We start from the raw sequence: 13,731 nt of genomic DNA on the forward strand, positions 1-13,731 counted from the left end.
CACGCGGGGAAGGGCGGTGCGGCGAAGTTCACCGACATTTCTCGCGGTATTTCCCACCCGCTCGAAGGGGAATGCCGTTCGGGTCTACGCTGGTCCCGTGACAACCGAACACACGCGCGACGTGCCGGCGAGCCGCGATCTGCCGCGGCGGATCGCCTGGGGGGCGCTGGCCCTGTTCCTGGCGGCGTTCGCCGTGTTCGAGAGCGTCAAGTACGGCCTGCCGACGACGGCCGCGGCGCTGGCGTTCTTCGCGCTGCCGAGCCTGGCGGGGCTCGCCGGGGCCCGCCCGCCCGGCCTCGTCCACCAGGCCGTGCACCGCGTGTGGATCCCGCTGGCGGTGCTGGTCGGCTACACGTTCGGGCCCGTCGTGTGGCCGCCGCTGTTCACCGCCGGGCTCGGCTGGCTGACCCGCATCGCCGTAGACCGGACCTTCGGCCGCGGCCTGGGCCGCGATCCGGGCCGCGATCCGGGCGACGGCAGGGCGGCGGCGGACGGCGACGAGCCCGCGTGAGGGCCCGGCCCGCGAAGGGCGGCGGCCGCTGGGTGAGCGTGCCGCCGGAGCGGGTGCACCCGTGGATCGACGGGTTCGCCGGACGCCACGGGCCGTTCGAGGCGACCGGCGACGAGCGGGTGGTCCGGCTCACGGCGGCCGACGGGGCGGTGGCCGAGCTGTACGTGCCGTTCCCGCCGATGCGCCCGGGGCCGCCGCACGTCACCCGGCTGGCCGGGCACGCGCGGGAGGACCGCCGGGTGGGCGTGGTGCTGGTGCGGCTCGGCGGCTACGCGGCCGGGGTGTTCCACGGGGGCGAGCTGGTCGCCTCCAAGGTCGGCTCACGGCTGGTCCAGGGCCGCACGGCGGCGGGCGGCTGGTCGCAGCAGCGGTTCGCCAGACGCCGCGAGAACCAGGCGGGCAAGGCGTTCGAGGCGGCGGCCGAGACGGCGCTGCGCGTGCTGACGCCGCACCTCGGCGAGCTGGAGGCGGTGGTGTTCGGCGGTGACCGCAAGGCGGTCGACGCGCTGCGCGCCGACCGCAGGCTGGCGCCGCTGTTCGCGCTGGAGTCGGAGCCGTTCCTGGACGTGCCGGATCCCAGGCTGGCCGTCCTCCGCGACACCCCGGGCCAGTTCCGCGCCGTCCGCATCCTGATCACCGACCCGGCCTGACCTCCCGCCCGGCCCGCCCGGCCCGCCCGGCCCGCCCGGCCCGCCCGGCCCGCCCGGTCCGCCGGGTGTCAGGCGAAGGCGGCCGCGTGCTCGGCGGCGAAGGCGGCCAGCGTGCGGGGCGGGCGGCCGGTGAGGTCGCGGACCGCCGTGCTCAGCGACCACCAGTCCGTACGCCCCATGTCCCGCATCATGGCGGCCAGCGCGCCCGCGGCCGGCTCCGGCAGGCCCCGCGCGACCAGGTGGGCGGTCATCTCGGGCACCGGCAGGTCCACGTAGGCGACCGGCTTCCCGGCGGCGGCGCTGATCACGGCGGCGATCTCCTCGTGCGTGTACGACTGCGGCCCGGTCAGCTCGTGGACCGCCGAGGGCCCCACCGGGGCGGTCAGCAGCGCGGCGGCGACGGCCGCGACGTCGCGGGTGTCGATGTAGTTGACCCGGGCCTCCCCGTACGACCCGTGGAAGCGCCCGTCGCGCACCTCCCCCGGCAGGTTCTGCATGAACCCGCTCGGCCGCAGGATCGCGTACGGGACGCCGCCCGCCCGCAGGTGGTCGTCGATGCGCCCGTGCGGGTCGGCGCCGAGCGGCCCGCCGGGCCGGGCGCCCCGGACGGAGACGGACACGATCTGGGCCACGCCCGCCTCGGCGGCCAGGTCGACGACGGCGCGCTGGGCGTCGGCGACGCCGGGCCAGAGGGAGCTGTTGAGGAACAGCCGGTCGCCGGGGGACAGCAGCCGGCCGATCGTCTCGGGGCGCTCGAAGTCGGCCACGGCCTCCGCGCACGCGAGCCCGGCCGGGCGGCGGACGACGGCCACGACCTCCTCGCGGGGCAGCAGCCCGGTCAGGGCCCTGCCGATGGAACCGGTCGCGCCGGTGACCACGATCACGGCAACCTCCTAAGTGGACGATGAGATTCCGCTTGGACCGTACCGTAACCGGAATCGCATCGTCCACTTGCGTCCCGGTACGCTGGGCGTCGTGCGTGCGGACGCCAGGCGCAACCTGGCCAAGATCGTCGAGGCGGCGGCCTCCGTGATGGCCGAGCGCGGCACCGGCGCCCCGATGGAGCTCATCGCCCGTCGCGCGGGCGTCGGCGTCGGCACGCTCTATCGGCGCTTCCCTGACCGGGAGGCGCTCGTGGCCGCCGTGGCCGAGCACTACGTCGGCTCGCTCGCCGAGGCGCTCGAGCGGGCCGCCGCCGAGGCGCCCGACGCCTGGCAGGGGGTGCGCGCGTTCGCGCTGTGGGCGGCCGACCCGGGGCGCGGCGCGCTCGCCGCCGCGCTCGCCGAGCTGCCGGACGGGACGTACGAGGATCAGGACGGGTTCATCCGCGCCCGCGCCCGCTGGCTGGAGCGGCTCGACGCGCTGGTACGCCGGGCCCAGGCCGACGGCGTCATGCGTGGCGACGTCGGCGCCGCCGACGTGGTGGCCGCGCTCAACCTGTTCGCCTGCCATCCGGAGGCGCTGCCGCCGCACGTGGCGGCCCGCCCGGACTGGTTCCTGGGCCTGATGCTCGACGGGATGACGGCCTGAGCCGGTCTTTGAGACGATTCAAAACAATCTTGAATGCCGCTATGCTGGGGCGCGTCACAGCGGCACGGCCTCGTGAGGATCAATGGGGACCAGGAGCATCAAGGAGGTCGCGCAGCTGGCGCGGGTCTCGGTCGGCACCGTGAGCAACGTGCTCAACCGGCCCGAGATCGTCTCGCCCGCCACGCGGGAGCGGGTCTTCCAGGCGATCCGCGAGCTGGGCTTCGTCCGCAACGAGGTGGCCCGCCACCTGCGCGTCGGCCGCAGCCGCACGGTCGGGCTGGTCGTGCTGGACGTGTCCAACCCGTTCTTCGCCGACGTCGCGCAGGGCGCCGAGGGCCCGGCCGACGAGCACGACACGATGGTCGTGCTGTGCAACAGCGGCGCCGACCCGGTCCGCGAGCGCCGCCACCTCGACCAGCTCGAACAGCAGCGCGTGCTCGGCATCCTCATCACCCCCGTCGACGCGGCCAGCCCCCGCCTCACTGAGCTGGCCGCCCGGGGCACGCCCGTGGTGCTGGTCGACAGCGCCGCCTCCGGCGCCCAGTGCTCGGTGGCGGTCGACGACCGGCTCGGCGGCCGGATCGCCGGGGAGCACCTGATCGAGCGCGGGCACCGGCGCATCGCGTTCATCGGCGGGCCGCCGTCGATCAAACAGGTCGCCGACCGCCACGCGGGCGTCATGAGCGCCGTCGAGGCCGCCGGCGACGGCGTCGAGCTGGTCGCGTGCGCGATGCCCACGCTGAGCTTCGACACCGGCAGGCGGGCGGGCGAGCGGCTGGCCGCGATGCCGCCCGGCGAGCGCCCCACGGCGGCCTTCTGCGCCAACGACGTGGTGGCGCTGGGCTTCCTCCAGGCGATGGCGGCCCGCGGGCTGCGGGTGCCCGCCGACATGGCCATCGTCGGCTACGACGACATCGAGTTCGCGGCGGCGGCGGCCGTGCCGCTGTCGTCGGTGCGCCAGCCGCGCGAGCTGCTCGGCCGCACCGCGATCGAGCTGCTGCTGGAGGAGGTCACCGAGTCTGAGCGGCACCGCCACCGGCAGGTCATCTTCCAGCCCGACCTGGTCGTGCGGACGTCCAGCGAGCCGCGCAGGGGTGGGTGAGGTCCCGGCGGTTTGAGTCGATTCAACAGCCGTCTCGTGGTGACGTGCGAGGTAGCTCGCCGTCCTGGGCGGCGGTGATCATTCGAGCCCGTCATAACTCTTGGTCAGGGCCCTACACTGATCTGTATGCACACTCCCGATTGACCGGCGTCGCACGCCTTCTGAAATCCCTCGTTTCCCTAGCTCGGGAGTGCTGAGCCAACCATGATCATTGCTAGTGACATCGAACTGCGCGCCGGTTCGCGGCTGCTCATCGAGAGCGCGTCCTTCCGGGTCAACCCCGGCGACAAGATCGGTCTGGTCGGCCGCAACGGCGCCGGCAAGACCACCCTCACCAAGGTGCTGGCCGGTGAGGCGCTGCCCGCCGCGGGCGGCGTCACCACCAGCGGCAGCGTCGGCTACCTGCCGCAGGACCCGCGCACCGGCGACCTCCAGGTGCTGGCCCGCGACCGCATCCTGTCCGCCCGCGGGCTGGACGAGGTGATCCGCAAGCTGCGCCAGGCCGAGCTCGGCATGTCCTCCGCCGACGACCGCACCCGGGAGAAGGCGGTGCGGCAGTACGGCCGGCTGGAGGACCAGATGCACGTGCTGGGCGGCTACGCGGCCGAGTCGGAGGCCGCCTCCATCGCCTCCAGCCTCGGCCTGCCCGACCGCGTGCTGGGGCAGCCGCTGGAAACGCTTTCCGGCGGTCAGCGCAGGCGTGTGGAATTGGCGCGAATTCTTTTCAGCGGAGCGGAAACTCTCCTACTCGATGAGCCGACAAACCACCTAGATGCGGACTCAATCGGGTGGCTTCGTGATTTTTTGCGATCCCATCAGGGCGGCTTGGTGATCATCAGCCACGACGTCCAGCTTCTTGAAGCCACGGTCAACAAGGTCCTGCACCTGGACGCCAACCGGTGCGTCATCGACCACTACAACGTCGGCTGGAAGGCCTACCTGGCCCAGCGCGAGACCGACGAGAAGCGCCGCAAGCGCGAGCGGGCCAACGCCGAGAAGCAGGCCGGCGCGCTGCTCGCGCAGGCCGACAAGATGCGCGCCAAGGCGACCAAGGCCAAGGCCGCCCAGGACATGATGCGCCGCGCCCACCGGCTGCTGGCCGGCACCGAGGAGGAGCGCAAGGGCGACAAGGTCGCCAAGCTCCGCTTCCCCGAGCCGCAGCCGTGCGGGCGCACCCCGCTCATGGCCGAGGGCCTGTCGAAGTCGTACGGGTCCCTGGAGGTCTTCACGGATGTCGACGTGGCCATCGACCGAGGTCACCGGGTCGTCATCCTCGGGCTCAACGGCGCGGGCAAGACCACGCTGCTGCGCCTGCTCGGCGGGATCGAGGAGCCCGACACCGGCGCGATCAAGCCCGGCCACGGCCTCAAGATCGGCTATTACGCCCAGGAGCACGAGACGCTCGACGGCTCCCGCACCCTCCTGGAGAACATGCGCTCGGCGGGCGGCACGTTCACCGACACCGAGTTGCGCAAGGTTCTCGGCTCGTTCCTGTTCACCGGCGACGACGTCGACAAGCCGGCCTCGGTGCTCTCCGGAGGCGAGAAGACCCGGCTGGCGCTGGCCATCCTGGTGCTGTCGAGCGCCAACGTCCTGCTGCTCGACGAGCCCACGAACAACCTCGACCCGGTCAGCCGCGAGCAGGTTCTGGAGGCTCTGAGGTCGTATTCAGGAGCGATCGTCCTGGTTACCCATGACGAGGGTGCCGTTGATGCCCTTTCACCGGATAGGGTGATCTTGCTGCCAGACGGAACTGAAGACGCGTGGAGCGAGGAATTTTCCGATCTTGTGGCACTTGCCTGATCTTAATTTGGGTGGGTACGGATCTTTTCCCGTGGAGTAGGTAGCCGATCCCGCTGAAATGACTGATCATGGCGGAGTAACGCTGCGGAAGTCCGGCACTACAGGAGGTACTCGTGGCCGAGACACTGAAGAAGGGCACCCGGGTCACCGGGGCCGATCGTGAAAAACTGGCCGGCGATCTCAAGAAGCGCTATGCCGCGGGTGAGAGCATCCGCGCCCTGGCCGCTTCTACCGGCCGGTCCTACGGGTTCATCCACCGCATCCTGAGCGAGTCCGGCGTGACTCTGCGCGGGCGCGGCGGGGCGACCCGAGGCAAGTCCAAGCGCTGACGGCCGCCTCGGAACGTGCGTCCGCAGCCGCCCGTTCCTAGTCAGCCGCCGTCGCGCCCGAGCCAGAATCATATTCTGTAAGCTCGGGCGCGACGGTAAGCCGACGAGGGAGCAGGCGATGGCGGAAGCGAAGGCGCAACGACAGCGCGGGGGGAATGCGGAGGACGTCTCTGCCGCCACACTGGCGGAGGCCGGTCTGCGCTTCGAGGTGGACGGTGAGATAGCGACGATCACGCTGGACCGGCCGGACAAGCGGAACGCCCAGACGTCCGCGATGTGGTCGGGTCTGGCTCGCATCGGCGACAGCCTGCCGGAGCAGGTGCGCGTGGTCGTGGTGAAAGGTGAGGGACCGTCCTTCTCGGCAGGGATCGACCTGCGCATGTTCACACCTGAGGGGGTGCCCGGACAGGGCTCGTTCAGTTCGGCGGCGCGGCTCGACAGCACCTCGTTCGAGCAGCGGCTGAAGGAGGCCCAGCAGGGATTCCTGTGGCTACGCCGCCCCGAGATCGTTTCCATCGCGGCCGTGCAGGGCCACGCGATCGGCGCGGGATTCCAGCTCGCGCTCGCCTGTGACCTGCGGATCGTGGCCGACGATGTCAAGTTCTGCATGAAAGAGCCCGCACTGGGGCTGGTGCCCGATCTGACCGGCACCAAGCCGCTGGTCGAGCTGGTCGGCCTGGCCAAGGCGATCGACATCTGCCTGACCGCCAGGACCGTGGAAGCCGAAGAAGCCTCGCGCATCGGCCTGGCCGAGCTGGTGGTCGCCGGGGGCGACCTGGCCGGGGCCGTACAAGACAAGATCGCGCAACTGCTGTCCACCAACCGTGACGCGGCCGCCGCGACCAAGCGACTCCTCCAGGGCGCGCGCTCGCGCACCCTGGAGGAGCAGGCCGCCGCCGAAGGCGCCGAACAGGCCCTCCGCCTGCGCGCCCTCTTCGGCGACACCCCCGCCTGACCCACCGGCCCCCCTTGCGCCCGGCCGTCACACCCGCCTGACGCCAGGGGGACACCCTGTACGCCCCGGGGCGCCGCCGCCGGCCCCCACCTGGGATGACGCCCCGCCCCGTCGTTCTTAGGGCGGGGCGGCCAGGGGAAGTGCCCGCCCAGGACGGTGGCCCACCCGCCCAGGACGGTGGCCCAGCCGCCCTGAACCGCGGGCCGCGTCCGGCCGCCTCCGTTGGGCCGCCTCCGTTGGGCCGCCTCTGCTGGGCGGGCTCCGTTGGGCGGCCAATCCCGGCTGGGCGCCCGCCACTAAGCGGGCCCCGCGCCCACCCCTGGGCGGCCCGCCGCTGGGTGGCTCCCGCTCGGTCACCCCCACTGGGCGGCCCCCGTTCGGCCAGCCCGTTGGGTTCCACGCCGCTGGGTGGCTCGCCCCGTTGGGGCTGCGGCGGTGTGGTTCGCTGGGGGGTTCCCAAGGTGGGGTTCTCCTGGGGTTCGGGGGGCTTTGGGGGTGGGCGGTTTCGCGGTGAGCGGATGTGGGAATCGGGGGGCCGTCCGGGGGCGCTCTGCTGGGGGAGGAGGGCTGCCTGATGGCCATGATGGGCGGAGGCTTCGGGCCTCAGGTGTGGGCGTCGCTGCGACGCGACGGCGACGTGACCAAGCAGCGGCTCGCGCCGGGCACGGTGCGGCGCATCGCGGGCTACGCGCGGCCGTACACCAAGCAGATCACCGCGTTCCTGGCGCTGGTCGTGGCGGGGGCGGTGATCGTGATCGCCAATCCGCTGCTGATGAAGGCGATCATCGACGACGGCATCCTGCCGAAGCGGCCCGGCGTGGTGGTGGGGCTGGCGGTGGCGATCGCCGCGCTGGCGCTGGTGGACGCGGGGCTGACGCTGGTGCAGCGGTGGTTCTCGGCGCGCGTGGGCGAGGGGCTGATCTATGACCTGCGCACCGAGGTGTTCGACCACGTGCAGCGGATGCCGGTGGCGTTCTTCATGCGCGCGCAGACCGGCGCGCTGGTGTCGCGGCTCAACACGGACGTGATCGGCGCGCAGCGGGCGCTGACGAGCACGCTGTCGTCGGTGGTGTCCAACGTCGTCAGCCTGGTCCTGGTGCTGGGCGCGATGCTGGTGCTGTCGTGGCAGGTGACGCTGGTCGCGCTGGTGCTGCTGCCGATCTTCATCGTGCCGGCCAAGTGGGTGGGCCGCCGCATGTCGGCGCTGACCCGTGAGCAGATGCAGCTCGACGCCGAGATGAGCTCGGTGACGACCGAGCGGTTCAACGTGGCGGGCGCGACGGTGGCCAAGCTCTACGGCAGGCCGGAGGACGACGCGCGCATGTTCGGCGGCCGGGCCGCGCGGGTGCGTGACGTCGGGGTGACGGTCGGCATGTACGGCACCGTGTTCCGGGTCGCGCTCGGCCTGGTGGCGGCGCTGGCGACCGCGCTGGTCTACGGCATCGGCGGCGTGCTGGCCGTGGGCGGGGTGTTCGAGCTGGGCACGCTGGTGGCGCTGGCGGCGCTGCTGATGCGCCTGTACGGGCCGCTGACCTCGCTGTCGAACGTGCACGTGGACGTGATGACGGCGCTGGTCAGCTTCGACCGCGTCTTCGAGATCCTGGACCTGAAGCCGATGGTGGCCGAGCGGCCGGACGCCCGCCCGCTGCCGGAGGGGCCGGTGACGGTCGAGTTCGACGACGTGCGCTTCCGCTACCCGGCCGCCTCGGAGGTGTCGCTGGCCTCGCTGGAGTCGGTGGCCCGGCAGGACACCGGCCCCTCCCAGCAGGTGCTCGACGGCGTGTCGTTCACCGCCAGGCCGGGGAGGCTGGTGGCGCTGGTCGGCCATTCGGGGGCGGGCAAGACGACGATCACCTCGCTGGTGTCGCGGCTCTACGACGTCAACGAGGGCGCGGTGCGGATCAACGGGATGGACGTGCGCGACGCCACGTTCGCCTCGCTGCGTGACACGATCGGCGTCGTCATGCAGGACTCGCACCTGTTCCACGACACGATCGGCGCCAACCTGCGCTACGCCCGTCCCGAGGCGGACGAGGAGGAGCTGTGGGCGGCGCTGCGGGCGGCGCAGATCGGCGACCTGGTGGAGTCGCTGCCCGACGGGCTCGACACGGTGGTGGGCGAGCGCGGCTACCGGCTGTCCGGCGGGGAGAAGCAGCGGCTGGCGCTGGCGCGACTGCTGCTCAAGGCGCCGCGCGTGGTGGTGCTCGACGAGGCCACCGCGCACCTGGACTCGGAGTCGGAGGCGGCCGTCCAGCAGGCGCTCAAGACGGCGCTGGCGGGCCGCACGTCGCTGGTGATCGCGCACCGGCTGTCGACGATCCGGGAGGCGGACGAGATCCTGGTCGTGCAGGACGGCCGCATCGCCGAGCGGGGCCGGCACGAGGAGCTGCTGGAGCGCGGCGGCCTCTACGCGGAGCTCTACCGCACCCAGTTCGCCTCGTCGGGCAGCCCGTGAGCCGGTCGCGAGTCGCATCCGGAAGGTAAAGTGTGACACCGTTTGGCGGGTGAACGTGCCATTCCCAGCTTTGCAGTCAGGCGACACCGTCGCGATCGTCTCCCCGTCGGGCCCGGCCGACGCCGCCCAGCTCCGGCGGGGCGTCGAGCGCCTGGAGGGGCTCGGCCTGAAGGTGGTCGTGGGCGCCCACGCGCTGGACCGCCAGGAGCTGCCCTATCTGGCGGGCTCCGACGCCGACCGTGCCGCCGATCTGCAGGCGGCCTGGTGCGACCCGGCGGTGTCGGTGGTGTTCTGCTCCCGGGGCGGCTACGGAGCGGCCCGGCTGCTCGGGCTGCTCGACTGGGACGCCATGCGGGCCGCCGGTCCGAAGGTGCTGGTCGGCTCCAGCGACATCACCGCGCTGCACCACTCGTTCGGGGTCGAGCTGGGGGTGCCGACGCTGCACGGCCCGATGCCGGGCGGCCTGCTGCTGGGCGGCGAGGACGGGCCGGAGGCGGCGACGTGGGAGCACCTGCGGGCGGCGCTGACCGGTACGGCTCCCGCGGTGAAGGGGGAGCTGGCGCTCGCGCCGGGCCGCGCCGAGGGTGTGCTGACGGGCGGTAACCTGTCGCTGCTGGCCTCCCTGTGCGGCACCCGCCACCAGCCGTCGTTCGCGGGCCGGATCGCGCTGCTGGAGGACATCACCGAGGAGCCCTACCGGATCGACCGGATGCTCACCCAGCTCCTGCAGTCGGGGGCGTTCGAGGGCGTGCGGGGGATCGCGCTCGGCTCCTGGGTCGACTGCGGCGACCCCTACCCGGTGCTGCGCGACCGGCTGCTCCCGCTGGGGGTGCCGATCGTGGCAGGACTGCCCGTGGGGCATGGGTCTCCCCAGATGAGTGTGTGGCTTGGGGCGCTTGGGGTTATCGATACCGAATCGTGCTCGCTGGCTGGCCCGATCGGGAACGACGAACCGGCAAGGTAGGACTCACATAGGGGACGAACCGGACATTGGGGGGATGCGGCGCGTGAACTTTTTCAAACGTGACCGGGAGCCCTCGCGCCGGGCGGTCGAGGACGTCGACCTCGACTCCCTGCTCGCCCTCGTGGCCGATTCGCTCGGCTACAGCTGCCGCTTCGCCGCCGACGGCGCGTCACTGACGCTCGGCGGCGGGCGGGAGATCGTGGTCAGGCTCACCGGCCTGCGCCGTGAGGCCGGCCGCCGGGCCCGCGAGGACTGGCCGACGCTGGTCTCCGAGCACCTGGCCGGCGCCGTCGCCGCGGCCGACGAGCTGCTCGACGTGTGCGACCTCGACCAGGTCAAGCCGCTGCTGCGGACCCGCGTCGAGGCGGTGGACGAGGTCGCCGACCTGACCCGGGTGGTGGGCCGCCACCTCAACGGCGACGCGGTGGAGCTGCTCACGGTCGGCTCGCGGCCGGTGCGCCCCGAGGAGGCCGGCTGCTGGCCGCTGCCCTCCGGGCAGGCGCTGGAGCTGGCCGTCTCCAACGTCCGGCTGGACGACAAGCTGTCGGTGGAGACCATCGAGCTGTCTGGCACCCCGGTGACCCGGCTGACCGGCCGCATCCCGGCCGCTGCCACCCATCTGCGCTGGCTGGAGGACTACCTGCCGGTGCCCGCCGACGGCGCCCTGGTCGTGCTGCCCGACCCGTACACGCTGCTCGTGCACCCGGTGGACGGGATCGGCGTGGTGCGGGCGATCGAGCGGCTGCGGCTGCACGCGGCCCGCACCGGCGGGCTCAGCCCGCAGGTGCACTGGTGGCACGAGGGGCGGCTGACCCTCATCCGGGCCGACATCGTGCGGCAGCAGGGCCAGACCCGGCTGGTCGTGGCCCCGCCGCCGGAGTTCGCGCGGGTGCTGGCCCGGCTGGCCGTCTAGGGCTCGCGCGGCATCTCGTTCAGCGCCCGGGGCTCCACGCGCGGGTCGCCGCTGAGGGCGCGGGCCGCGTGGATGAGCGGGACGTGCGAGAACGCCTGCGGGAAGTTGCCCACCAGCCGGTCGTAGCGCGGGTCGTACTCCTCGGCGAGCAGGCCGAGGTCGTTGCGCAGCGCCAGCAGCCGGTCGAACAGCGCGCACGCCTCGTCGCGGCGGCCCTGCATGGCCATCACCTCCACCAGCCAGAAGCTGCACGCCAGGAACGCTCCCTCGCCGCCCGGCAGCCCGTCGACGTCGTTGTCCTCGGCCACGGGGTAGCGCAGCACGAACCCGTCGGACATCAGCTCCTTCTCGATGGCGGCCACGGTGCCGATCATGCGCGGGTCGTCCGGCGGCAGGAAGCCGATGATCGGCATGAGCAGCAGCGAGGCGTCCAGCTCGTGCGAGCCGTAGGACTGGGTGAAGGTGTTGCGGCCGGCGTCGTAGCCCTTGTCGCAGATCTCCGCGTGCACCTTGTCGCGCAGCGCCCGCCACCGGTCGACGGGGCCGGTGCGGCCGAAGTTCTCGACGTACTTGACGGCCCGGTCGAGTGCCGCCCAGCACATCATCTTGGAGTGGACGAAGTGGCGGCGCGGGCCGCGGACCTCCCACAGCCCCTCGTCAGGCTCGTCCCAGTGCTCCTCGACGTAGTTGAGCAGCTCGCGCTGGACGGCCCAGCCGCGGTCGTCGGGGGCCAGGCCGGAGGCGCGCGACAGGTAGAGGCAGCTCATGACCTCGCCGTAGACGTCGAGCTGGAGCTGGTTGACCGCCTGGTTGCCGATGCGGACCGGCCGGGAGCGCTCGTAGCCCTCCAGCCAGTCGAGCTCCAGCTCCGGCAGCCGGCGCTCGCCCGCGACCCCGTACATGATCTGCAGGTCCTGGGGGCGGCCGGCGATCGCGCGCAGCAGCCACGACCGCCAGGCGCCGGCCTCCTCCAGGTAGCCGGAGCCGATCAGGGCGTCGAGCGTCAGCGTCGCGTCGCGCAGCCAGCAGAAGCGGTAGTCCCAGTTGCGCACGCCGCCCAGGTCCTCGGGCAGCGAGGTGGTGGGGGCGGCCACGATGCCGCCGGTGGGCGCGTAGGTGAGGGCCTTCAGCGTGATCAGGGAGCGGACCACGGCCTCCCGCCAGGGGCCGTCGTAGGTGCACCGCGACACCCACTCGGCCCACATGGCCTCGGTCTCGGCGAGCTGGTTCTCGCAGTGGATCTGGGGCGGCATCGGCTCGTGCGAGGGGTGCCAGGTGAACACGAACGGCAGCCGGTCGCCCTCCTTGACCTCGAACGTGGCCACGTGGGCGTAGTCGCCGCCCTTGAGCGGCACGGGGGAGTGGAGCCAGACCGAGTCGGGGCCGCCGACCGCCTGGAGGTGGCCGTCGGTGCGGCGCATCCACGGCACGATCCGCCCGTAGTCGAAGCGCACCCGCAACTGCGTGGACATCTCCACGGTGCCGGACACGCCCTCCACGATGCGCACCACGTCGGGGTTGACGTCACGCGGCGGCATGAAGTCGATCACCCGGACGGTGCCGGTGGGGGTGTCCCACTCGCTCTCCAGGATGAGCGTCTCGTGCCGGTAGCGGCGCCGGTCGGCGGGTCTGCGCCCGGTCGGCCCCAGCCACCAGTGGCCGTTGCGGTCGCTGCCGAGCAGGCCCGCGAAGCAGGCGGGGGAGTCGAACCTGGGCAGGCAGAGCCAGTCGATGGAGCCGTCCCTGCCGACCAGGGCGGCCGACTGCATGTCACCGATGAGCGCGTAGTCCTCGATCCGCATGTCTCGACGCTACACGCGCCGGGGCCGGTCATGTCGCGTCATGACCGGCCCCGGGGCGCGCTCACCGCAGCGGGAACCACCGGGTGAAGACCTGGGTCAGCGGGCCCACGGCGAGGGCGAACAGCAGGGTGCCGAGCCCGACCGTGCCGCCCAGCAGCCAGCCCGCCGCCAGCACGGTGATCTCGATGAGGAAGCGGCTCAGCCGGACCGACAGGCCGAGCCGGACCAGGCCGGTCATGACGCCGTCGCGCGGGCCCGCGCCCATCCCGGCGCTGATGTAGAGCACGGTGGCCAGCGCGATCGACGAGACGCCGAGCGCCACGTACAGCCAGCCGAGCACCGGGTGGCCCGAGGAGGGGAGCAGGAGGATGGCGGCGTCGGCGAAGAGCCCCACGAAGATCACGTTGCTGATCGTGCCGAGGCCCGGCCGCTGCCGCAGCGGGATCCAGGCGAGCATCACGACCGCGCCGACGATGATGATGACGGTCCCGATGCTGAGGCCGGTCCAGCGGGCCACGCCCTGGTGGAAGACGTCCCACGGGCCGTTGCCGAGGCCGGACTCGACCTGGAGGCCGATGCCGGTGCCGTACAGGGCCAGGCCGCCGTAGAGCCGCAGCAGGCGCAGGGGCAGGGAGCCGATCGGGGTGACAGTCGCTTCGCTCATGATGGACCCAGAGTGGCACGCTCCCGGTTTGCCCTTACAGGGCCAATCAGGAA

General features: G+C 72.6%; 13 protein-coding genes. 10 read left to right on the top strand and 3 right to left on the bottom strand.

What is annotated here, in order from left to right:
* Positions 1-97: 97 nt before the first annotated feature.
* Complete coding sequence (locus AB0J53_RS08495; protein ID WP_364170040.1) at positions 98-511, top strand: hypothetical protein; 414 nt, start codon at positions 98-100, stop codon at positions 509-511.
* On the top strand, positions 508-1,161 hold the full coding sequence (locus tag AB0J53_RS08500) for an acVLRF1 family peptidyl-tRNA hydrolase (protein WP_364170043.1): 654 nt from the start codon (positions 508-510) through the stop codon (positions 1,159-1,161). Before AB0J53_RS08495 ends, AB0J53_RS08500 begins: the two co-directional genes overlap by 4 nt.
* Before the next feature lie 68 nt (positions 1,162-1,229).
* Here AB0J53_RS08500 and AB0J53_RS08505 read toward each other — a convergent pair whose 3' ends face one another.
* Positions 1,230-2,045, bottom strand: coding sequence for an NAD(P)H-binding protein (locus tag AB0J53_RS08505; RefSeq protein WP_364170046.1), 816 nt, complete (start codon positions 2,043-2,045; stop codon positions 1,230-1,232).
* A 91-nt stretch (positions 2,046-2,136) separates the two neighbouring features.
* Between AB0J53_RS08505 and AB0J53_RS08510 the strand changes: the two genes are divergently transcribed.
* From AB0J53_RS08510 to AB0J53_RS08545, 8 genes are all read left to right on the top strand, one after another.
* The gene (locus AB0J53_RS08510; RefSeq protein WP_357586713.1) at positions 2,137-2,691 is read left to right on the top strand and encodes a helix-turn-helix domain-containing protein; all 555 of its coding nucleotides are present in this window, start codon (positions 2,137-2,139) and stop codon (positions 2,689-2,691) included.
* An 82-nt stretch (positions 2,692-2,773) separates the two neighbouring features.
* Complete coding sequence (locus tag AB0J53_RS08515) at positions 2,774-3,793, top strand: LacI family DNA-binding transcriptional regulator (RefSeq protein WP_364170050.1); 1,020 nt, start codon at positions 2,774-2,776, stop codon at positions 3,791-3,793.
* Positions 3,794-3,997: 204 nt separating this feature from the next.
* Positions 3,998-5,596, top strand: a complete 1,599-nt coding sequence (locus AB0J53_RS08520) for an ABC-F family ATP-binding cassette domain-containing protein (protein ID WP_219505678.1) — start codon at positions 3,998-4,000, stop codon at positions 5,594-5,596.
* A 113-nt stretch (positions 5,597-5,709) separates the two neighbouring features.
* Positions 5,710-5,925 (top strand): helix-turn-helix domain-containing protein, encoded by a 216-nt coding sequence (locus AB0J53_RS08525; protein ID WP_020547488.1) that lies wholly within the window; start codon positions 5,710-5,712, stop codon positions 5,923-5,925.
* Between the two features lie 118 nt (positions 5,926-6,043).
* Complete coding sequence (locus AB0J53_RS08530) at positions 6,044-6,880, top strand: enoyl-CoA hydratase/isomerase family protein (protein ID WP_357586718.1); 837 nt, start codon at positions 6,044-6,046, stop codon at positions 6,878-6,880.
* A gap of 574 nt (positions 6,881-7,454) precedes the next feature.
* Positions 7,455-9,335 (top strand): ABC transporter ATP-binding protein, encoded by a 1,881-nt coding sequence (locus AB0J53_RS08535; RefSeq protein ID WP_364170053.1) that lies wholly within the window; start codon positions 7,455-7,457, stop codon positions 9,333-9,335.
* A 49-nt stretch (positions 9,336-9,384) separates the two neighbouring features.
* Positions 9,385-10,299: an LD-carboxypeptidase gene (locus AB0J53_RS08540; RefSeq protein ID WP_364170056.1), complete on the top strand. Its 915-nt coding sequence runs from the start codon at positions 9,385-9,387 to the stop codon at positions 10,297-10,299.
* A 34-nt stretch (positions 10,300-10,333) separates the two neighbouring features.
* Positions 10,334-11,212, top strand: coding sequence for a hypothetical protein (locus AB0J53_RS08545; protein WP_364170059.1), 879 nt, complete (start codon positions 10,334-10,336; stop codon positions 11,210-11,212).
* Here the strand turns inward: AB0J53_RS08545 and AB0J53_RS08550 are convergent.
* Complete coding sequence (locus AB0J53_RS08550) at positions 11,209-13,014, bottom strand: glycoside hydrolase family 15 protein (protein WP_364170061.1); 1,806 nt, start codon at positions 13,012-13,014, stop codon at positions 11,209-11,211. The two genes, AB0J53_RS08545 and AB0J53_RS08550, sit on opposite strands and share 4 nt — an antisense overlap.
* 61 nt (positions 13,015-13,075) lie before the next feature.
* On the bottom strand, positions 13,076-13,678 hold the full coding sequence (locus AB0J53_RS08555; protein WP_357586726.1) for a hypothetical protein: 603 nt from the start codon (positions 13,676-13,678) through the stop codon (positions 13,076-13,078).
* Between the last annotated feature and the right edge of the window lie 53 nt (positions 13,679-13,731).

This window comes from Nonomuraea sp. NPDC049725 (assembly GCF_040674795.1).
GTDB classification, from domain to species: Bacteria; Actinomycetota; Actinomycetes; order Streptosporangiales; family Streptosporangiaceae; genus Nonomuraea; species Nonomuraea ceibae.